This window comes from Varibaculum sp. GTC20041 (genome assembly GCF_055387755.1).
Genome location: NZ_AP041144.1, coordinates 2118647 through 2140000 on the forward strand (window position 1 = coordinate 2118647; position 21354 = coordinate 2140000).

18 protein-coding genes and 1 pseudogene are annotated in these 21354 nt (G+C 53.3%); 16 read left to right on the top strand and 3 right to left on the bottom strand.

All coding sequences use genetic code 11. The features are described 5' to 3' along the window. Window position 1: 1 nt before the first annotated feature. On the top strand, window positions 2-247 hold the full coding sequence (locus ACZ5BI_RS09255; RefSeq protein WP_316085889.1) for a MoaD/ThiS family protein: 246 nt from the start codon (window positions 2-4) through the stop codon (window positions 245-247). Window positions 248-648: 401 nt separating this feature from the next. On the opposite strand, the gene xylB is transcribed toward ACZ5BI_RS09255, so the two are convergent. Beyond that, on the bottom strand, window positions 649-2058 hold the full coding sequence (xylB, locus tag ACZ5BI_RS09260; protein ID WP_464896255.1) for a xylulokinase: 1410 nt from the start codon (window positions 2056-2058) through the stop codon (window positions 649-651). A 273-nt stretch (window positions 2059-2331) separates the two neighbouring features. Here xylB and xylA point away from each other — a divergent pair, with 273 nt between their 5' ends. From xylA to ACZ5BI_RS09280, 4 genes and pseudogenes are all read left to right on the top strand, one after another. Continuing rightward, complete coding sequence (gene xylA, locus ACZ5BI_RS09265) at window positions 2332-3678, top strand: xylose isomerase (RefSeq protein WP_024059917.1); 1347 nt, start codon at window positions 2332-2334, stop codon at window positions 3676-3678. 144 nt (window positions 3679-3822) lie between these two features. Then, window positions 3823-5175 carry a sugar porter family MFS transporter gene (locus ACZ5BI_RS09270; protein ID WP_464896256.1) on the top strand — a complete coding sequence of 451 codons (1353 nt, stop codon included), beginning with the start codon at window positions 3823-3825 and terminating at the stop codon, window positions 5173-5175. 124 nt (window positions 5176-5299) lie between these two features. After that, window positions 5300-5416, top strand: a pseudogene (locus tag ACZ5BI_RS09275) (hypothetical protein); the annotation flags it as partial. Window positions 5417-5587: 171 nt separating this feature from the next. Beyond that, window positions 5588-6481: an ROK family protein gene (locus ACZ5BI_RS09280; RefSeq protein ID WP_464896803.1), complete on the top strand. Its 894-nt coding sequence runs from the start codon at window positions 5588-5590 to the stop codon at window positions 6479-6481. Between the two features lie 317 nt (window positions 6482-6798). On the opposite strand, the gene ACZ5BI_RS09285 is transcribed toward ACZ5BI_RS09280, so the two are convergent. Continuing rightward, complete coding sequence (locus ACZ5BI_RS09285) at window positions 6799-7275, bottom strand: molybdenum cofactor biosynthesis protein MoaE (protein WP_464896257.1); 477 nt, start codon at window positions 7273-7275, stop codon at window positions 6799-6801. A gap of 64 nt (window positions 7276-7339) precedes the next feature. On the opposite strand from ACZ5BI_RS09285, the gene ACZ5BI_RS09290 reads away from it, so the two are divergent. The 4 genes from ACZ5BI_RS09290 to mobA are packed head-to-tail and all read left to right on the top strand — an operon-like array spanning window position 7340 to window position 10643. Then, on the top strand, window positions 7340-8077 hold the full coding sequence (locus ACZ5BI_RS09290) for a HesA/MoeB/ThiF family protein (RefSeq protein ID WP_464896258.1): 738 nt from the start codon (window positions 7340-7342) through the stop codon (window positions 8075-8077). A gap of 2 nt (window positions 8078-8079) precedes the next feature. Then, on the top strand, window positions 8080-9444 hold the full coding sequence (locus ACZ5BI_RS09295) for a molybdopterin molybdotransferase MoeA (RefSeq protein WP_464896259.1): 1365 nt from the start codon (window positions 8080-8082) through the stop codon (window positions 9442-9444). Between the two features lie 58 nt (window positions 9445-9502). After that, the gene (moaC, locus tag ACZ5BI_RS09300; protein WP_464896260.1) at window positions 9503-10030 is read left to right on the top strand and encodes a cyclic pyranopterin monophosphate synthase MoaC; all 528 of its coding nucleotides are present in this window, start codon (window positions 9503-9505) and stop codon (window positions 10028-10030) included. Next, the gene (gene mobA, locus ACZ5BI_RS09305) at window positions 10023-10643 is read left to right on the top strand and encodes a molybdenum cofactor guanylyltransferase (RefSeq protein ID WP_464896261.1); all 621 of its coding nucleotides are present in this window, start codon (window positions 10023-10025) and stop codon (window positions 10641-10643) included. Before moaC ends, mobA begins: the two co-directional genes overlap by 8 nt. 412 nt (window positions 10644-11055) lie before the next feature. On the opposite strand, the gene ACZ5BI_RS09310 is transcribed toward mobA, so the two are convergent. Then, a complete protein-coding gene (locus ACZ5BI_RS09310; RefSeq protein ID WP_464896262.1) occupies window positions 11056-11607 on the bottom strand; it encodes a MogA/MoaB family molybdenum cofactor biosynthesis protein in 552 nt (183 codons plus the stop codon). Window positions 11608-11802: 195 nt separating this feature from the next. On the opposite strand from ACZ5BI_RS09310, the gene ACZ5BI_RS09315 reads away from it, so the two are divergent. The 7 genes from ACZ5BI_RS09315 to modA all read left to right on the top strand — a co-directional run bounded on the left by ACZ5BI_RS09315 (window position 11803) and on the right by modA (window position 21348). Further along, window positions 11803-13122: a nitrate/nitrite transporter gene (locus ACZ5BI_RS09315; RefSeq protein WP_464896263.1), complete on the top strand. Its 1320-nt coding sequence runs from the start codon at window positions 11803-11805 to the stop codon at window positions 13120-13122. Between the two features lie 74 nt (window positions 13123-13196). Further along, window positions 13197-16898: a nitrate reductase subunit alpha gene (locus ACZ5BI_RS09320; RefSeq protein WP_464896264.1), complete on the top strand. Its 3702-nt coding sequence runs from the start codon at window positions 13197-13199 to the stop codon at window positions 16896-16898. Window positions 16899-16939: 41 nt separating this feature from the next. Next, complete coding sequence (gene narH / locus ACZ5BI_RS09325; RefSeq protein WP_464896265.1) at window positions 16940-18433, top strand: nitrate reductase subunit beta; 1494 nt, start codon at window positions 16940-16942, stop codon at window positions 18431-18433. Continuing rightward, complete coding sequence (narJ, locus tag ACZ5BI_RS09330) at window positions 18430-19155, top strand: nitrate reductase molybdenum cofactor assembly chaperone (RefSeq protein WP_464896266.1); 726 nt, start codon at window positions 18430-18432, stop codon at window positions 19153-19155. The genes narH and narJ overlap by 4 nt, the downstream gene beginning before the upstream one ends. 4 nt (window positions 19156-19159) lie before the next feature. Beyond that, window positions 19160-19936 carry a respiratory nitrate reductase subunit gamma gene (gene narI / locus ACZ5BI_RS09335; RefSeq protein ID WP_464896267.1) on the top strand — a complete coding sequence of 259 codons (777 nt, stop codon included), beginning with the start codon at window positions 19160-19162 and terminating at the stop codon, window positions 19934-19936. 213 nt (window positions 19937-20149) lie between these two features. Next, a complete protein-coding gene (locus ACZ5BI_RS09340; protein WP_464896268.1) occupies window positions 20150-20554 on the top strand; it encodes a TOBE domain-containing protein in 405 nt (134 codons plus the stop codon). Further along, complete coding sequence (modA, locus tag ACZ5BI_RS09345; RefSeq protein ID WP_464896269.1) at window positions 20551-21348, top strand: molybdate ABC transporter substrate-binding protein; 798 nt, start codon at window positions 20551-20553, stop codon at window positions 21346-21348. The genes ACZ5BI_RS09340 and modA overlap by 4 nt, the downstream gene beginning before the upstream one ends. The last annotated feature ends 6 nt before the right edge of the window (window positions 21349-21354 follow it).

The window sequence follows — 21354 nt, forward strand, 5'->3', positions numbered from 1 at the left end:
CGTGATCACGGTACGTTTTTTCGCTGGCGCTGCCCAGGCAGCAGGTGTTGACAGCGCTAGAGTTCCGGCAACTGCCAACCAGACTCTGCGAGAAATTGCCCAAGCAGCCAGCAAGAACGATCTGGCATCGATCCTAGAGGTTAGTTCTTTCCTAGTAGACGGCGCCCTCGCCGATGGCGATGCTCCCCTCGGAGAATCTGCCGATGGACGCCAAGTGGATGTACTTCCTCCCTTTGCGGGCGGTTAAGGGTGGCGCCTGGGAGCGTGGGGAATAAGTTTTTCCTAGCCTCAACTGCTGCGGGGGAGTAGATTCTCCCTCCTGCCCAAGAAATTCGGAAAACGTAGCGGCGTTTTCCGAATTCTTATGCCCACCGCACCTACTCGGGAGAATCTACTCCCCCGCGAGGGTCGCGGCCGGTAAAAGATACGAGAGGGACACGCAAGCCGCCGGTACCTTGTTTAGTCGGAAACATAGCTATTTGCCTCTCCTTACAACTCCCTATCCTCGCTTAAGCGAGGAAATTGGGGTCCCCGGAGTGCTTTTACCGTGCCAGACCCGTGACACTAGGCGGGAAAAACTTATTTTCCGCGCAAGGGTCGGAACCGGAAAAAGAGACGGCAGCAATGACAGTGCCCAAGCGGATGTACCTACAGTAATTTTTCCATTAGGGGCAGATAGCGTTCCCACGCGGGATTTTCTTCTTTCGGCTGTATTTCAGCACTGAATTGTGGCTCCCAGTTTTGCCCGGGTATTTCCCCAGCAACGATTGCTGCCTGGCGGGCGGCTCCTTTAGCAACATACTCGCCGGGCTCGGGCAGGCGTAACGGAATCTGCAAAATGTCAGAAAGTATCTGCGCCAAAACCGCTGACTTAGCTGCTCCCCCTATCAGCATCGCTTTATTTACTGTGACCCCACCAGCTCGCACAGATTCAAGCGCAGCACGCATGTGGCAAGCTATACCTTCAAATGCAAGACGGGCGAAATTCTCTTTAGTCATTGCCCCGGGAGTCATCCCGAAAATACTGGCTGTTGCTTCAGGGAGATTCGGGGTACGTTCCCCGGCAAAATAGGGCAATAAAGTCATTCCTCCGCATCCGGTTTCACCCTTGGCAGCGAGCTCATCGAGTTCGGCGTAGTTAATCCCTAAGATTCGGCAAAAGTAGTCTTGTATTTGCGAACCGTTGATAGTACACGCGAGTGGTAACCACTTTCCGGTGGCATCCATGAAACCGGTAACTCCGCTTTTCGAATCCTGGAGGGGATGGCTAGAAACTGCCGCCACTACCCCGGATGTTCCTAAAGAAAGCGAAGCCTCTCCCTCCTGAAGGTTTAGCCCCAAAGCCGCACCGGCGTTATCCCCACACCCGGGTCCTAAAATACCCCCACCGAACTCTGCGCTGGCGTTACCTACTTTTTCGAAGGAGTCCGCAATGCGCGGCAGAATTATTTTCCGCGCTTCTTCTTCGGATATTCGCAACGCATGCGCCAAAATGTCATAGCGATAAGATCCGTCCTCACAATCCACATAACCGGTTCCAGAGGCGTCCGAGAGGTCCGTTACTAGGTCACGTAAATCACCTGACCCCCGAATTTTCCAGGTTAGCCAATCATGGGGCAAACAAATTGCCGCGATCCGGTTTAAGTTTTCTTTTTCATGATCAGCTAGCCACCGCAACTTGGAAACCGTAAGGGAAGCAACCGGAACGGAACCTACCGCCTGAGCCCAGAAATCCGCCCCTTTTTCTTCGATTAATGCCGCTGCGCTTGCTGCTGACTTGGTGTCATTCCAAAGTTGCGCGGGTCGAATCACTTTTCCGGCTTCATCAAGTAACACCATGCCATGCTGTTGTCCTCCAACCGCGAGCGCAGCGACATCATTGAGACCGCCAGCTTGGGTAGATGCTTCACGAAATGCTTCTAACCAGGAACTAGGTGCTACTTCAGTCCCTTCGGGATGAGGCGTTTTCCCTTGTCGGACAATTTTCCCAGTTTCTACTTCGATTACCAGAACTTTACAAGATTGAGTTGAGGAATCTATCCCGGCTACTAAAGTCATTTTTCTCCTATATAGCATGGAGCGTACTTATTCACCCTTCGCTGGGCTAGACAACTCCGTCGATGCTTACTTTGTTTTATTCTCAAACATAGGCTATTGAGCCATTAGTGATTAGTCAAGGTTATTTTCGCAGGATATATGCGTGATATAACTCACTTTGATAATTGTTTTATCTCCGTGCTAGGCTTTGTTTTGTTACGCAACAAATAGTCTATCTCTGGTTCAGGTGTAAAAAACACTCTTACCGATGGGCTCGTACGAGGAGGTACTTAAATGTCAGATTTATGGAAAACGGATACTATTCCCTTTGTTGGAAACGACGATCCACGACAAGGACTAGGATTCCACTACTACCAACCGGACAGGGTTGTCGCGGGGAAGAAAATGTCGGAATGGCTACGCTTCGGAGTCGCCTATTGGCACAGCTTCCAACAGCGGTTGGTGGATCCCTTCGGAGAGGGAACCGCGCAACGCCCCTACGACTCTCTAACTGACCCCCTGGAGCTGGCGTTAGCCAAAGTTGATTATTCCTTCGAGTTTTATCAAAAACTGGGTGTTGAATACTTCTGCTTCCATGACCGCGACATCGCTCCCGAAGGCGACACTTTACGGGAAACTAATCAAAACCTGGACAAGGTAGTTGACCGGATTGAAAAACGTCAACAGGAAACTGGAATAAAACTTCTTTGGAACACCTGCAACTTGTTCACTAACCCGCGGTTCCAAGCCGGGGCAGCAACTTCCCCCTTTGCAGATGTATTCGCCTACTCGGGCGCCCAGCTTAAACACAGTTTAGAAATTGCAAAACGTTTGGGTGCAGAAAACTACGTATTCTGGGGTGGCCGTGAAGGCTATGAAAACTTGTGGAACACAGATCTAAAGCGCGAACAAGACCATATGGCCAGGTTCTTCCATGCTGCGGTGGATTACGCGAAAGAGATAGGTCTTGACTCCCAATTCCTGATTGAGCCGAAACCGAAAGAGCCCACCACTCACCAGTATGATTTCGATGCCGCCACCAGCATTGCGTTCCTCAAGACCTACGGCTTGGACGACAGCTTCAAACTCAATCTAGAAGGCAACCACGCCAACCTTGCAGGACATAGCTATCAGCATGAAATCAGGGTTGCGCGTTCTGCCGGGATGCTCGGCTCCCTAGATGCCAACCAAGGCGACAAACTATTAGGTTGGGATCTGGATGAATTCCCCTCCGACCTGTACGAAACCACTGCAGTAATGTGGGAAGTACTTTCCGAAGGAAGCATCGGCCCTCGCGGCGGTCTCAACTTCGATGCGAAACCGCGGCGTAGCTCTTACACTGAGGAAGATCTATTCGCAGCACATATCGTGGGGATGGACTCCTATGCGGCTGGCCTACTGGTTGCCGCCAAGCTAAAAAAGGATGGCTTCATCGATGAAATCCTACAAAAACGCTATTCCTCCTTTGACCAGGGAATAGGCAAGAAGATTGAGGACGGTCAGTTCACTTTGGCAGATTTGGAGGAGTACTCCCTAGACAAGACGCAATCTGAACTGATGAATGCCAACGAACCTGGGGAACTAGAAACCATCAAGGCTACTTTGAACAACTACTTGGTAAAAGCTCTCGCTGACGCCTAGTTATTAACTGACATCTAGTCACGCCGGTTGGGTTCAGACATTTTGTCTGAACCCAACCCCACTCTCAATAAACGAGTTCCCAAAAGGAACTTACAAAACTAGCTCTGCAAGCTGCAAAGATGCGGCAAATAATCGGTGATAAAAATGCGAAAAAATAAAATTTCGATGACTTTCGTATACCTGTTCGGTTCCCTAGGAGGACTACTCTTCGGATACGATACCGGCGTTATTTCAGGTGCAATTCTATTTATTCAAGACCAGCTCCACCTCGATGCCTGGGGTCAAGGTTGGGTAGTTAGCTCGGTTCTGCTGGGAGCAGTAGCGGGTGCCGCCATAATCGGTCCCCTATCTGACCGCTATGGGAGACGCCGCCTCATCCTCCTGGCTTCCATTATCTTCTTCGTTGGTGCCATTGGATCCGGCATCGCATCAGGGGTTGCGGTGCTGATTATTTCCCGTCTAATCCTCGGTTTGGGAGTCGGAACCGCCTCCGCTCTAATTCCCACCTACCTATCGGAAATGTCGCCAGTTTCCAAGCGTGGTTTCATAACCGGTTTGTTCCAACTGATGGTGATGACCGGGATTCTGCTGGCGTACGTCACTAACTACGCTTTCGCTGGTTTCTACACCGGGTGGCGTTGGATGCTCGGTATCGCAGCGCTTCCCTCGGCCATTTTGTTCATTGGGGCATTGATCCTACCTGAAAGTCCTCGCTACTTAGTTAAAGTAGGTCGCCCTGAAGTTGCAAGGCGCTATTTGAGCGCTATGTATAAAGGCGACGAAACCGAAGTCGAGATGAAAATTAAGGAAATTCAGCACCAGGTTGATATGGAAGAAGGTACCTGGAGCGAACTGTTTGGCAAGACTACCCGTCCAGCTCTCATAGCAGCCATTGGCTTGGCGATTTTCCAACAGATAATGGGCTGTAATACCGTACTTTATTACGCCCCCACTATCTTCACTGATGTCGGGTTTGGGGTTTCGGCGGCGTTACTTGCACATATCGGAATCGGCGTCTTCAACGTGATTGTGACCGTAATAGGTATTTGGTTAATGGACAAGATTGACCGCAAGAAAATGCTTATTTGGGGCGCTGTCGGTATGGCGGTTTCTTTATTAGTGATGAGCATTGGTATGCACTTTTCCAGCCATAATCAAATCGCAGCCTATATTTGTGCGATCGCGTTAACGATTTACATCGCGTTTTTCTCGGCAACTTGGGGACCGGTCATGTGGGTAATGATTGGGGAAATGTTCCCCCTGAATATCCGCGGTATCGGAAACTCCTTCGGAGCGGTAATCAACTGGAGTGCCAACTACGTGGTATCGCTAACTTTCCCCTTCCTTCTAAATCGTTTCGGTACCGGCAGCTTGTTCCTCGGTTACGCAGCAGCTTGCGTACTGGCAATTTGGTTTGTCCACAGTAAGGTTTTCGAAACCCGTAATCGCTCCCTTGAGGAAATTGAGGACGGCTTGCGGAAGGGTACCCTGAAATAGGACGCTACTAAACAGAATAAAAAATTTACCAATCGCCACCGAACTGGCAGAATAAATATTGTTACAAAGCAAAGTATTGCCAGTTCGGTGGCATTTTTCTATGCTCTATTCCAAGGAGTGATAAATGAGACCTGGGAAAAATGCGCAAACTATCAGGAAAGAGAATCTACTTCTTATTCTGGAAAATGTTTTGGGGGCAGACAGATTCGTATCGCGAGCGCAGGTCGCACAAAGGACAGGATTAACTCGGGCCACGGTCTCTCGTCTAGTAGATGAGTTAATTGGTTTAGACATTCTTACTGAACTCGATCCGGTTCGCACCACAATCGGGAGACCATCTGCACCATTGGTTGCTAAAAGTGGCACTTTTTGCGTTGTGGGTATTGAAGTTGCTTTGCAATATATTTCGTTAGTGGTTACAGATTTGTCTGGCGCGGAACTCTATAAAGTTTCACAACCGATTAATGCTCGATTATCTGATCCAAAAGTAATACTAGGGCGCTGTGTGCAGATGCTAGAAGAGTGGAAAGTACCCACAGAAGTTCGTATTGCTTCAATAATAATGGCTATCCCGGGTTTAGTTTCAGACGCTAAACATCGAATTGTAACCGCGCCAAACTTGGGCTGGATTGACATTGAAATTACAGATTTCTTTACCTCCCACAAATATGCTGCTACCCCGCTAACAGTGGTAAATGAGGCGGATGCTTCCGCGTATTCAGTGCTGTATAAAAATCCTGGCCAAATTGGCGATACCTCCGATTTTCTGTATTTATCGGCTGGTGTAGGGGTAGGTGCTGCATTGATATATGAAGGTCGTTTATTTTACGGACAGCACGGATGGGCAGGAGAAATCGGTCATATATGCGTAGATACCAGTGGCCCAAAGTGCAGTTGCGGTTCCAATGGATGCCTAGAACAATACGCCGGATTAGACGCGATGTTTACTCGCGCGAATCTCCCCTTGGATGAGTCGGTAGATCCCCTAATCGAGCAGATGGTTAGGGGAAACACTCAAGCTCGAAAGACTGTTGATTTATGCGCGAAATCCCTGGGAACCACTATCGCTAACGTATTAAATCTTTTGGATTTAAACACTGTGGTCATGGGTGGTCACTTCTCCCAGCTATTTGACTATATGGAAGTAATCCTCATGTCGGAGCTGAAATACCGATTACTATCCTCCAGGTGGTCCAGCATAACCGTAAAACCGGGACAGCATGGAGCTTTCACCGCCGCACAGGGAGCTTGCCTGCTGGGATTCGAGCGCTTCCTTAACCATCCGGAACTCTGGGTTAAGCCATAAAAGCTGCGCTAACAGCGCTAGCGCCCGGGCGGATTTTTGCCTCAGGACAAACAGAAAATCACATTCCAAAGATTCGGATACGCACCAGCTCACCGATTTACAACTAATTCTTTTTTTCGAGACTGGTCAACCTGTCCCCACGCGAGGGTAACGGCAAGGAAAGGAACAAAGCTCAGTAGCGGGGGAGGAGATTTTCCCGAGTGGGTGCGGTGGGCATAAGAATTCGGAAAACGTCGCTACGTTTTCCGAATTCTTGGGCAGGAGGGAGAATCTCCTCCCCCGCTCAAATACAACTTTTACCGAGCCAGACCCGAAACTTAGGGACAGTTTGACCAGTGGTTACTTCCATTGGAGAAGTATTGATCCTTCCAAATCGGCACCTGCGCCTTGATCTGGTCAACGATTTCGGCGCTCACTTTGAAAGCTGCCTTCCGGTGCGGGGCATCAACAACCACTAGTAGGGCGGTTTCTCCGATCTCTAGCCGCCCGATCCGGTGGCGTACAAAAACCGCATCTAAACCTTCAACGTTATCCCCTGCCGCCTCCGGGGAAAGCGCGTCCTCGCCCTCGGAAAGAGCAATCTGGATCGCGTCCCGAACGGCTTTAATCAGGAACTTTTCGGCCTCCGGGTGGGCAGAATAGATCAGGTGGGTCACTCCTTGACCACCGTCGTGGTTACGGACGCAGCCGTTAAAGACTACGCGCGCGCCACTAGTGGCCGGTATACCCGCTACCCCCATAGATGAACTCAGATCTGCCAGGGATTCTTCGGTCATTTTTACATCTAATAGCATCTGCCGCCCTCCTGAAGCACTCTACCGGTATTGTATAAGGCAGTAGCTACGGGAAAGGACGCGCATGGTTTTTGAGCGGGATCGTCTCACCGCCACCGTGGACGGGATCGGCGAACGCGGAATTGATCTTCTGCAGGCCGCGCGGGTTTTAGTGGTAGGAGCAGGTGGTTTAGGTTCGCCTGCCCTGGCCTATTTGAGTGCCGCCGGGGCCGGCACCTTGGGTATTTCTGATCCCGATCGAGTCGAGCAATCGAATCTGCAACGCCAAGTAATCCATCCCGCTTCTAGCTTGGGGCAAATAAAATCGGTGTCAGCTGCGGCTACTGTCCATGCTTTGAATCCGATTGTGCGAGTGCAATTGGAACCGAAGATCACTGCTGACAATGCCCGCAGTATTATCGGCGCTTATGACTTGGTGATTGATGCGACTGATAATTTTTCCGCTAAATATTTGCTTGCGGATACTTGCGCCGAGGTGGGGCGCCCGCACCTGTGGGGAACTTTGGTAGCGATGAATTTTCAGATTTCAGTATTCGCGGAGGGACTCACTTTGCGGGACCTGTATCCGGCGCCTCCACCCGCGGGAACTACCCCCACTTCTCGGGTAAATGGCGTGCTGGGAGCGGTTTGCGGGCAGGCCGGATCGATTCTGGCAACTGAAGCTATCAAAATGATCGTGGGAGTAGGCGAACCACTGATTGGAAAACTCTTAATCGTCGATGCCGCCAGTGGAAAGTGGAATGTGGTGCATTTTGGGAACGGATCCCCAAAGCCAGCAACGGTATCCGGAAAGGATAAATAATCATGAAACCGGTAGATGAGTACCTGAATCAAGTATTAGCCCAGGTAAATTCGCTTCCACCTACGGTGATGCCAGTTGCGGAGGCTTTGGGTGCTACCTTGGCGGAAGATGTTTTTGCCCGTTTCCCGGTTCCGCCTTTTACTAATTCCGCGATGGATGGGTTTGCGGTACGTTCTGGCGATCTGCCTAACGTCCTCGAAAATACGCCTATCCCGGCGGCTACCCAAACAGAAATACCCGCAGAGCCGGTGCCTGCCGGTGCGCCCAGGCCAGCCGAATTGCCCAGCGCACCCGGGGATGATGGGGCGCAAAAATCCTTGCCTTTAACCCTGCCAGTCGAGGCCGATATTGCCGCTGGCGATAACGGGGATTACCAGCTCACTCCCGGGCACGCTATCCGGATTATGACTGGGGCGCGAATGCCTACCGGTGCCGATACCGTGATTAAAGTGGAGGACACTACCCTGCCGTCTGGCCCACTTGACCTACCTAAAGAGGTCACGATTGAGCGCTGCCCGCGCGCAGGAGCCAATGTGCGTAAAGCAGGCGAGGACGCCGCCGTGGGTGACCTGGTACTAACGGCAGGAACAGTCCTTACTCCCGCGGCACTTTCTTCTGCGGTTTCGATTGGTTATTCAGAGTTACCGGTATATCGCCGCCCGCGAGTAGCCGTAATCTCTACCGGATTGGAGCTGCGTCCGGCAGGCGCGAGCCTAAAGGGAGCGCAAATCCCAGACTCGAATTCGGTGCTGCTAGAAGCGTTGCTGCGCCGCCAAGAGGTAGTCGTGTCGGGGGTTTACAGTTCCGATGATGAACCGGAAGTGTTCGCGAAAACCCTGAGTCAAGCGGCCCAGGGCGCAGATTTGATTGTCACCACTGGCGGAGTGAGCGCTGGTGCCTATGACGTGGTTAAACAAGTTGGTTTATCGGGTGGTTTAGCGTTTACCAAAGTGGCGATGCAGCCAGGGAAACCGCAGGGATTTGGCACTATTCCGGCTCCTGATGGGGCTAAGGTTTATGTGGCGACTTTACCCGGCAATCCGGTCAGTGTGTTCGTGTCTTTCCACGTATTCGTGCGCCCGGTTTTGGCTGCTTTGGCTGGTAAACAGGGGCGCGCGGCGCTGCAAACTCGCGCCGCCACTACGAAGGTGGCCTGGAAGTCCCCTGCCGGTAAACGACAGTTCGTGCCGGTACATTTGACCGAGGCAGAGCGGGTAGGAGACACCCCCACGGTTACTCCGACTCACCGTTTAGGGGCGCGTTCGCACTTTGTGGCTTCCCTGCATCAAGCGAATGCGCTGGCAATCATCCCGGAGGACGTAACCGAAGTGGAGCAATGGAGTCTGGTAGATGTGTTGCCCTGTTAGGGAGACATTTATAGCACCAGAGAGCAGTCCGGGCGCCAGGAAAGAAGAAGGAGCAGTTATGGAAGACAAAGAGGCACAGCACTTACCCCACTTAAATGTGTCTGGGCAGGCACATATGGTGGATATTACCGGCAAGCAACCCACAGTGCGCGAGGCGCGGGCACGCGCTTTTGTGCAGTGCTCTCCGAAGATTATGGCGGCTTTGCGAGCCGGAGAAGTCCCGAAAGGGGATGCTTTGTCGGTGGCGCGTATCGGCGGAATCGCGGCCTCCAAACGTACCCCCCTGCTGCTGCCTTTGGCACACCCGATTGGGGTGCATTATTGCGCGGTGGATATCCACCTGGCGGAGGAAGGGGTAGAGATCCTCGCCACCTGTCGCACTGCTGACCGCACCGGAATCGAAATGGAGGCACTCACCGCCGCCTCCGTGGCCGCTTTAAACCTGATTGACATGGTGAAAGGGGTCGACAAGATGGTATCTATCCGCGAGTGTTACGTCCTGGAAAAACGAGGCGGACGCTCGGGTACTTGGGTACGCCCCAGCTGCGAGCAGGATGCTACCGGGAGGGATGTAAATCATGACTAGTTCACCGCAGCATCTCAATGGCATGATTGTGCTGGCAGGCGGGACGGGAAAACGTCTGGGCGGGCGCAGTAAACCTGATCTGCTGATTGCCGGGGATCGCCTTATCAGCTGGACACTGTCTTTCTTGCCGAAGGTTCCCACCGTGGTGGTGGCTCCCGAGGAAGTCGAGGTTCCCGAAAAGGTTTTCCTCACTATGGAGGAGCCCCCCGGTTCGGGACCGGCAGCCGGGATAGTTGCAGGCTGGCACCGTTTAGCTGACTCGTTCGTGTTTTCGCCCTCCGATATTATCGGGGTTTGCCCGGTGGATGCTCCCCTTTCCGGTTTTGCTTTGCGGCAGCTTGGCCGGCAACTCCAGGAGATGAATGAAGACGGATCTGGCAAAGAAAAAATTCTTTTAGGGCAAGTCGGAGAGGTTACCCAATATGTCCTAGGGGCGTTTACTGTGAGGGCGCTCATGGAGATGGCGCGATCTAATCCCTTAAACCGTTCAGTGCGGGGATTAGTAGGTGAAATCGGTTTTTCCACCCGCGAGATTTCCCCAAACTATGCCCGCGACGTGGACACTCCGGCAGATATTCCCCCGGTGACCAAACTGCTACGCATCTCCCGCTAGCGGCGCGAGATCGCCATTTCGGGTTGAGCGCGTCAGTTGATTGCTTTTGCCTATGCGCGAGGGAGTAGATTGCTCCTCTAACAACTTTGCTTTTTGCGCGAGGCAGTAGCTTGCTCCTCCTGCCCAAGAATTCGGAAAACGTAGCGCCGTTTTCCGAATTCTTATGCCCACCGCACCCACTCGGAACAAGCTACTCCCCCGCTACGGTTAGTTATCCCTCGGTACAAGCCCGCCCCTGCAAGCTAAGCGCATTTCTCCCTTTCCGGTTACCGAAGACATCCGCTGCGCGGGGAGAAGTTTTATCCGATCAGGCTAGGCGGGCGTAAAAATAGGAAAATGACCGAGTCATTTTCCTATTTTTTGGGCGGGAGGAAAAACTTCTCCCCGCGCCTTTGGGGGCGCGCCCGAATATTTAATCCAGGGGGAAAGCTTCGGGATCTAGCTGCTCTAATAGGTGAGGCAATAACGGGCCGAGGACGCTAAGGGTGTCGCGGACGCCTCCGCGCGAACCGGGCGCATTGGCAACGATCGCACCCTTGGCGCCGCGAGCGGTAATTCCCACCAGGCCGCGCGAGAGTGAAGCGAGCGGAGTGGCGTTTAAACCCTGCTGACAGATTTGCCAGGCAATCCCGTCCAGACGTGCCTCCAGCAAAGGAGCAGTTGCTTCTGGGGTGAGGTCACGTTCGGTAATCCCGGTACCGCCGGTAGTGATTACTACCCGCGCGCCCTCAGCAATGGCAGCGCGAATTTCGTTTTGCACCGACTCTATTCCATCGCTCACTACCCGTACTCGCTCAACATCGATTCCGTACTTGCCCAGCAGTTCTTGCGCTAGCGGTCCGGACTTATCTGGACGTTCACCGTTTTTACAACGATCTGAAACAGTTATCACCGCACCTGCGACGCGACCGCGTAATTTTTGCAGTTTTTTCTCTTTTAAATGCGCGTGCGGGTCTACTGACAAGGCGAATCCCTCCTACCAATTACGCAAATACAAGCTTGCGATTACCAGAATATTTTTCCACAAACCGGGTCACCATTATAGGAAACGATACCGCTTTAACCTGCATATACTATTTCGAGGCATCATAACACGGAAAATGCGGGAAAAATCTGAAAAGCTACAGAGATTACCCAGTATTAAAGGAAGTTTTTAGGTATGGCAGCTACGAAGAAGTCTAAATACGTACTAACCGACTGGGAACCGAACAACCCGGATAAATGGAATTCTGGTCTTGCCTGGCGCACCCTGGCGATTTCCACCTATTCCCTAACCCTGGCGTTCACCGTATGGTTCCTGGTCTCCGCAATCGCCCCTAAACTGAATGAGATCGGATTTGACCTTACCAAGGCGCAGCTTTATTGGCTGACCTCGATGCCTGGCCTGTCCTGCGGGTTTTTGCGTTTGATTTACACTTTCTTGCCACCGATCGTGGGTACCCGCAAACTGGTGGGCTGGTCGTCAATCCTTTATATGATTCCCATGCTGGGCTGGTTCTTCGCGGTACAAAACCCGAACACTCCCTACTGGTGGCTACTAACTTTAGCTTTCATGTGCGGTATCGGGGGTGGTTCCTTCTCTGGATATATGCCCTCTACCGGCTACTTCTTCCCCAAGCGACTCTCGGGGACTGCTTTGGGGCTGCAAGCCGGAATCGGGAACCTCGGGATGTCAATCATTCAGCTGGTCGGCCCGATGCTAATGGGATTCTCACTGTTCGGACTCACCTGGATGAGCCCCCAGCAGACCGCGGACGGGGCAAGTATTTGGGTATCTAACGCCGCGATTTTCTTCGTGCCTTGGTGCATCGTAGCTGCCATTTTGTCATTCACCCTGCTACGTGACGTACCAATTAAAGCCAATATTCGCCAGCAGCTCGACATCTTCACTAACGCCAACACTTGGTACATGACGGTGCTGTATGTGATGACCTTCGGACTATTTTCGGGGCTATCGGCAGTATTCGGTCTGCTCATTAACGACAATTACGGCGCCGAGTCCCCCCTGAAACTGGCCGTTGCGGGCGCTTCCTTCGCGTTCTTAGGGCCGCTGATTGGTTCAGTAGTCCGCATGGCCTGGGGGCCTTTCTGCGACAAAATGGGCGGAGCGATCTGGACTTTCATTTCTGGAGTGGGAATGGCAGTTACCCTGGCCATTGCCGGCTTCTACCTAAGTAATCCCCACGGCATGAGCGACTTTTACGGTTTCCTGATTGCCATGCTGGTGATGTTCTTCTTCGCTGGCCTGGGCAATGCCGGCACCTTCAAACAGATGCCGATGATTATGCCAGCTCGCCAAGCAGGTGGCGCCATCGGATTCACTGCCGCAGTAGCATCCTTCGGTCCCTTCGTAGTGTCGGTAGCACTGACCATGATTTCTCCGGCCGTCTTCTTCTACGGTTGCACCGTCTTTTGCGTTATCGGTTCCGCGCTCTGTTGGTGGCAGTACGCCCGCAAGAACGCACCCTTCCCCGGATAGGCATTTATTTTCGAGGGCGCGGGCGCGTCCTCGGGAGAAAAACTTAGTAAGCACAATAGTTAAAGGAAAATAAAATGGCTGTTTCTTCGTTATTAAAACTAGGTGCGAAGCTTAGGCGTGGGCAGGTAAGCCAGGACGCTCGCCAAATGTTCCTGGTCGGAGGACGCGAAGCGGATGCGTTCTACCGGCAACGTTTCAGCCATGACAAAGTGGTGCGCTCGACGCACGGGGTGAACTGTACCGGTTCTTGCTCCTGGCGAGTGTTCGTAAAGGACGGGTTAATCACCTGGGAGGCGCAGGCAGTTGATTATCCGTCTACCGGACCGGATATGCCCGACTATGAGCCGCGTGGCTGCCCGCGCGGCGCCGCGTTCTCCTGGTACGAATATTCCCCCACCCGGATCCGTCACCCCTACGTACGGTCGGTGCTGCTAGACGCCTACCGCAAAGCAAAGCAAACCCATCCTGATCCCGTAGACGCTTTCCGGGCAGTCGCTTCTGATCCGGTAGCCTCCGCCGCCTATAAATCGGCGCGCGGCAAGGGCGGCATGGTGCGCACCAGTTGGGAAGAAGCCCTAGAAATCGTGGCCGCCGCCAACGTGGCCACCATTAAAGACTACGGTCCGGATCGGATCGCCGGATTCTCGGTGCTCCCCGCCATGTCGATGGTTTCTTTCGGGGCGGGCGCTCGCTACCTACAGTTAATCGGCGGGGTAAACCTGTCTTTCTATGACTGGTATGCGGATCTGCCGGTTGCCAGCCCCCAGGTGTTCGGAGATCAAACGGATGTTCCCGAGGCTGGAGACTGGTTTAACTCTTCCTATCTGCTGGTTTGGGGTTCCAACCTGCCACTCACCCGTACTCCGGATGCGCACTTCATGACCGAGGCGCGTTACCACGGACAAAAAATGGTGTCGATTAACCCTGACTATTCTGATAACACCAAGTTTGCGGATGAATGGTTGCGGGTTAATCCGGGTACCGATGGGGCGCTTGCTACGGCGATGGGACACGTGATTCTAAACGAATTCCACGTCGGCAAACAGTCTCCATATTTCTTGGACTATATGCGTAGTTATACCGACTCTCCCTTCCTAGTGAAACTAGAGGAAACCCCCGAAGGACTAGTGCCGGGCAAATTCTTAAGCGCCGCTGATGTGTCTAGCCTGCCGGCAGAAACTAAAGACAAACCAAAACCGGAGTTCCGTTTCCTGGTGATGGATGCCGACGGCAGTGTGAAGGATCCGGGTGGCACCTTGGCTGACCGATTCACTGCGGAAGGTAAAGGGCATTGGAACCTAAAGATGGAGGGGGTAAACGCCCAGCTCAGCCTGTATCAAGAGGGCGGGGAAACCGCTGAAATCACGCTGCCTCGCTTTGACCTGGTGGCCGGGGAAAGCAAAGGTGGCTCCGTGGGTGCCGGCACTATTAAGCGGGGGGTGCCGATCCGCAAGGTTGACGGACATCTGGTGGCCACCGTTTACGATATTTTGCTGGCTCAGTACGGGGTAAAACGCACTGGCCTACCGGGTATGTGGGGTGAGGATTACCAGGATTCCTCCAACCCCGGGACTCCCGCTTGGGCGGAAGAAATCACTGGCGTACCAGCTAACGCCACTATCCGGATTGCCCGCGAGTTCGCGCAAAATGCCCTCGATTCTAAAGGCCGCAGCCAGATTATCTTGGGCGCCGGCACTAACCACTATTTCCACTCTGACCAGATTTACCGCACTATCTTGGCGCTGACTTCGATGTGTGGCACCCAGGGGGTTAACGGTGGCGGCTGGGCGCACTATGTCGGTCAGGAAAAGGTGCGGCCGATTACCGGATGGACGCAATACTCTTTCGCCCTCGACTGGCAGCGTCCGGCGCGGCAAATGATCTCCACCGGTTTTTGGTATTTAACCACTGATCAGTGGCGTTACGACTCCCTGAGCACTGACCGTTTAACTTCTCCCGCGAGCGCGGCGAAGGTTCCCACGCAAAACATTGCGGATTCTTTACTAGAAGCTACTGAACGCGGCTGGATGCCGGCATACCCACAATTCAACCGGTCTTCTTTGGAACTGGGACGGCAAGCGCAAGCATCCGGGCAAAAACCTGCCGACTTTGTGGCCGCACAACTAGCTGCCGGAAAGTTAGAGTTCGCGGCGAAAGATCCGGATAACCCGGTCAACTATCCGCGTGTCCTCTTTAACTGGCGTACTAACCTGTTGGGGTCGTCTGCCAAAGGTACCGAGTTTTTCTTGCGCCACATGATCGGCGCCGATAACGACGTCCAGGCGGAGGAAGTACCAGAAAGCCAGCGTCCTCGTAACGTTCGTTGGCGCGAGCAGGCCGCGAAAGGTAAGTTGGATTTGGTAGTTACTGCGGATTTCCGTAACACTTCTACCACTTTGCATTCTGACGTGGTGCTTCCTGCCGCCACCTGGTACGAGAAACATGATCTGTCCAGTACTGATATGCACCCCTATGTGCATACTTTTAACGCGGCGATCTTGCCGCCTTGGCAAGCCCGCACTGATTTCCAGCTGTTCCAAGATTTAGCACAGCTGGTCTCCAAGATGGCGGGCAATCACTTGGGTACGCAACTGGATCTCCTGGCGGCTCCTTTGAACCATGACAGCCCGGATGAGCTGGCTAATCCCGCGGGGGTAGTGATTCCCCGCGAGGAATGTGGCTGGGTGCCGGGAGTCAATATGCCAAAGATTATCCCGATTGAGCGTGATTACACCAAGATCGGGGAGAAATTTAACTCCCTAGGGCCGGTTATCGAAAAAATGGGGATGGGCACTAAGGGCGTGCCTTTCACTCCCGACAAAGAGCTGCGGGAAATGCGCGAACAGTTTGGAGAAATCGAGACTGCGATTGGCCCGCGTCCGCGCCTAGACACCGATCAGATTGCCGCCGAGTTCATTTTGAAGTTCTCGGGCACCACTAATGGACGCCTGGCTACTCAAGGTTTTAAGACCCTCACCGAAAAGGTGGGCGCGGCCGGAGATATGACTGAAATGTCGCGCGGACACGCTGATTACCAGATCACTTTGACCGATGTACAACAGGCTCCCAAGACAGTGGTTACTTCCCCCGAATGGTCCGGCAGTGAACATGGAGGCCGGCGTTACACCGCGTTTAGCCAAAACGTAGAGTACCTGAAACCCTGGCACACCCTCACCGGCCGGATGCATTACTATCTGGATCACGACTGGATGTGTGCCTACGGGGAATCCCTGCCCACCTATCGTCCTCCGCTGGATTTACATCACCTGTTTGGAGAACCCGCGCCGGGCATGGTGCGCGGGGATGGCACCCCCAGTGCTGAGGTCGCAGTCCGCTACCTCACTCCTCATAACAAGTGGGCGATCCACTCCCAGTATTTCGACAACCTTTATATGCTCACTTTGGGACGCGGCGGACAAACCGTGTGGATGTCTCCGCAGGATGCCGCCAAGATTGGGGTGCGCGATAACGAATGGATTGAAGCCCATAACCGTAACGGAGTGGTTAGCGCCCGCGCAATTGTGTCCCACCGTATCCCGGAGGGAACCGTGTTTATGCATCATGCGCAAGAACGGATTACCCACACTCCGCTTAACCAGTCAACCGGTAAACGCGGCGGCACCCATAACTCTCTGACCCGTATCTTTATTAAACCAACCCATTTGTTGGGTGGCTATGGGCAGTTCTCGTACGCCTTTAACTACACCGCTCCTACCGGCAACCAGCGCGACGAAGTCACCTATATTCGCCGCCGCAGCCAGGAGGTGGAGTTCTAAATGTCAGTGGCAGTTTGCATTTTCTCTAAAGGAGACCAGTCATGAAAGTAATGAGCCAAGTGGTCATGGTTATGAACCTGGACAAGTGCATTGGTTGCCACACTTGCTCGGTGACCTGTAAGCAGGCCTGGACTAACCGTACCGGCACTGAATATATGTGGTTCAACAATGTGGAGACTCGTCCCGGACTCGGTTATCCGCGCACCTGGGAAGACCAGGAAAAGTGGAAGGGCGGCTGGCGGCGCACCGCCTCCGGCAAGTTAGTTCCGCGATCGGGTGGCAAACTAGCGCAGCTGGCTAAAATTTTCGCCAACCCCAATATGCCGCAGATAGACGACTATTACGAGCCCTGGACTTACGACTATGACAAGTTATTGTCGGCTCCGGCAGGTTCTAAAGCGCTACCGGTGGCGCAGGCACGCTCCCAGATGAGCGGCAAGCCCTTAAAGAACATCGAGTGGGGGCCGAACTGGGATGACAATTTGGCTGGTTCGCTGGAAACCATGCAGGATGATCCCGTCCTCAAAAAGATGAATCAGCAGGTAAAAACGGATATCGAAAATTCGTTTATGTTCTACCTGCCACGGATTTGCAACCACTGTTTGAACCCTACCTGCGTGGCCGCTTGCCCCTCGGGAGCGATGTATAAACGCAGCGAGGACGGGATTGTCCTGGTTGACCAGGATGCCTGTCGTGGCTGGCGGATGTGTGTTTCCGGCTGCCCCTATAAGAAGGTTTATTTCAACCATAAGAGCGGAAAAGCTGAAAAATGCACCCTCTGCTATCCCCGGATTGAGGCCGGTGACCCCACGGTTTGCTCTGAAACCTGTGTAGGCAGGCTCCGCTACTTGGGGGTGATCCTCTATGATGCTGACCGGGTCAGCCAGGCCGCGGCTGTCAAGGAGGAAACTGATCTCTACCAGGCTCAGCGCGATGTCATGTTGGATCCGACAGATCCGGAAGTGATCACGGCTGCACGGCAAAGTGGGATTCCGGAGTCCTTCATCGACGCCGCCCAAAACTCTCCGGTCTATAAGTTGATCGTGGAATACTCCTTGGCGTTACCGCTCCATCCAGAGTTCCGCACTCTGCCAATGGTTTGGTACATTCCCCCGCTATCGCCGGTAGTAGAGGCAGTAACCGCTTCGGGAGCCGATGGGGAGAACCATAAGGTTCTACTGACCGCGCTCGCCACTATGCGCATTCCTCTGGAATATTTAGCTGACCTGTTCGCCGCCGGAGATCCGCGGCCAGTGGAGCGCTCCTTGCGGCGCTTAGCGGCTATGCGATCCTATATGCGCGATATTAATCTGGGCGATCAGCCGAATCCGGAAATCCCGGCTGCGGTAGGCATGAGCGAAGAACAGGTAAAAGCTATGTACCGCCTGCTCTCGATCGCTAAATATAAAGATCGCTACGTTATCCCCACCACTCATCCGGAAACTGCCCGCACCCCCAGCGAATATATTTGTCCAGTAGGTCAGGGCGCGTCCTCGGGTAAAGTCCCGGTGGAAATCGGGAGGGCACCGCGGTGAGCGCGAAGGTTTCCTTTATCCCTACCCGGCAGGAGGCGCCCCCGGTAAACGCGGTGGCACTCACGCCAGAGCAGCGCTCGGCTGCCCTTATGGCTTGCGCACTACTCTTGGATTACCCCGGCGATAACCTAGAAGAAATCCTTTCCCAGGTAAAGACGGAAGCTGAACTCTTACCCGCGCAGATCGGTCGCGAACTTGGAGAGTTTTGTTCTTGGGCACGTATGCGTGGGGTACGCGGGGTGCAAGAGGACTACGTGGATACTTTTGACCGCAAACGTCGCTGCTCCCTGGAGCTGACCTATTACGCCACTGGAGATACCCGGCAACGCGGGATAGCGCTGACGGTGTTCTCGGATTTATTTAACGCCGTAGGTTTCGAGCCTCCTCACCGCGAATCCCTACCTGACTATCTGCCACGAGTTTTAGAGTTAGCTGCCCGCTGCGAGGGCGAAGATTTAGCTTTAGTACTGGGCGCAATCGCGGCTAGCCGCGAGGGTATCGAAGTACTGCACGCTGCCCTACTGTCTCTAGATTCTCCCTGGCAGAAAGTAGTGGCTGCCCTACGCATGGTATTGGGGCAAGCCGATGGTGAAACCACCGAGCGCATGGAGCGCCTCATCCGTCAAGGCCCGCCTACCGAATTAGTGGGCTTGGATGACAGTAATAACTTGCCGTGGCCGCAGTTAGCCCCGGTTCAATCAGACACCGCGAACGAAGGGTGAAGTAATGGACGTGTTGTTTTGGGGAGTTTTTCCCTATATTTGCATTACGCTGCTAGTTGGCGGTCTCATTTGGCGTTACCGCTCAGACCAGTATGGATGGACTTCTGAGTCCTCGCAGTTGCGGGAAGCTAAAATTCTGCGACTGGCTTCTCCCCTATTCCATTTTGGGATCCTGTTTGTACTGTTGGGGCATTTTATGGGGCTATTCATCCCCGACTGGATGACCGAAGCTATGGGGGTCTCCCAGCATCAATATCACCTGCTAGCCACCGTGGGGGGTACCGTAGCCGGGATTGCGGCGCTAATGGGTTTTTGCGGTTTACTCTGGCGACGTTTCGTTAACCATTCGGTGCGCTTCGCTACTACCGGCCGCGACCTGGTAGCCTATGTTTTCTTGGCGATTCCCCTAACGTTGGGGGCGATAGCTACTGCCGCCAACCAGCTCTTTGGGGCTGATGGCGGTTACAACTACCGCAAAACGATTTCGGTGTGGCTGCGATCCCTATTTATGCTGCAGCCGCGAGTAGATTTAATGGCGAATGTCCCGCTCAGCTTCAAACTGCATATTATTGCCGGTTTGCTATTGCTAGCAGTATGGCCCTTCACCCGCTTGGTGCACGTCCTTTCCGCTCCGGTGGGTTATGTTACCCGTCCGCCGATTGTTTATCGTTCCCGCCGCTCCGCCACGGCTGCTAGCCCTGAACAGCCAGGTTGGACTCCGGTGCGGGCTACTGCTGCCGGTGGTGAGGACGCTGGCGGGGCGCCTGCACAGGGGGCTTAAATCAGATCACTTTCCCGAGGGTGCCGGTTTGCTTTTTAAGTAACCCGGCACCCTCTATAGGTTTTATCATTAGATATTTCCCCGGACACCAGCCGTTTTACTTAACTATCGGCACCTGATTCTACTTTTTTCTATCAGGAGTTTTATTTTAATTATCCCCGTATAACATCTATTTTTATGGCATTTTTCCCGTTTCTGCGATATCCTACTTTTATGCCAAATTATCGTATATCTACTATCGCCAATCTTTTGGGGGTCAGCGATGACACCATTCGTCGTTGGCTCGATGAAAATTTAATCAAAGCAGTTAGCGGATCTGGCCCTAAGCGGGTAGACGGCGCCTCAGTAGCTCGTTTCCTGCAGGAGCGTCCCGCCGGGACCCTATTGGGGGAAGATCCCAATGAATCGATCCGTAACCATTTCCAAGGGCTAGTGGTTGCCCTGAAAAAAGGTCAGGTGATGAGCCAGGTAGACCTGCAATGCGGACCCTACCGGGTAGTATCCCTGGTTTCTACCGAAGCGGTAGAGGAACTGAACCTAGAGATAGGTTCAGTAGCAACCGCCCAGGTAAAAGCCACTAATGTTTCGGTACAACTTCCGGAAGGAGATAAACTGTGAAAAGATTTCGTCTGGTTGCGTTAGCAGCCGGGCTCGCCCTCGCGCTGGGAGCTTGCTCGTCCTCCGGCGGCACTAAAGCCGAAGAAAGCAAAGCTCCAGCAGAAAAAACCCAGTTAACAGTCTTCGCGGCGGCCTCGTTAAATAAAGCTTTCCCGGAAGTGGTAGAGAAAGTACTAAAGAATTCAGATCCCAATATTGAAGTAAAGTTTTCCTTCGAAGGTTCATCTACCCTGGTAGATCAGCTAAAGAACGGTGCAGCGGCGGACGTGTTTGCTTCTGCTGACGAAAAGAACATGAACAAAGCTACCGCTGCGAAGCTAGTTAGCGATGTCAAACCCTTCGCTTCGAACACTTTGGAACTAATCGTCCCTAAGGGGAACCCCGCCAAGATCACCGGGCTCAATGCTTCTTTGGAAGGCAAGAAACTGGTGGTGTGCGCCGAGGGCGTGCCCTGCGGTAATGCCACTAAAGAACTGCAGGAAAAACTAGGGGTCACCCTGAAGCCGGCATCTGAGGAACAGAAAGTTACCGATGTGCGCGGCAAAGTGGAGAGCGGAGAGGCCGATGCGGGACTGGTTTACCGCACCGATGCCCTGGCTGCCGGTGACAAAGTGGAGATTATCAAGGTTGAAGGCATCGAGCAGGTAGTTAACGCCTACCCGATTTCTTTGGTGAAGGATTCTAAGAACCAGGAAGCCGCGAAGAAGTTTATCGAGGCGGTGCTATCTCACGAGGGGCTAAAGATCCTCGAAAACTACGGTTTCTCTGCTCCGCTGTCAAAAGATAAGAACTAAAGCTTC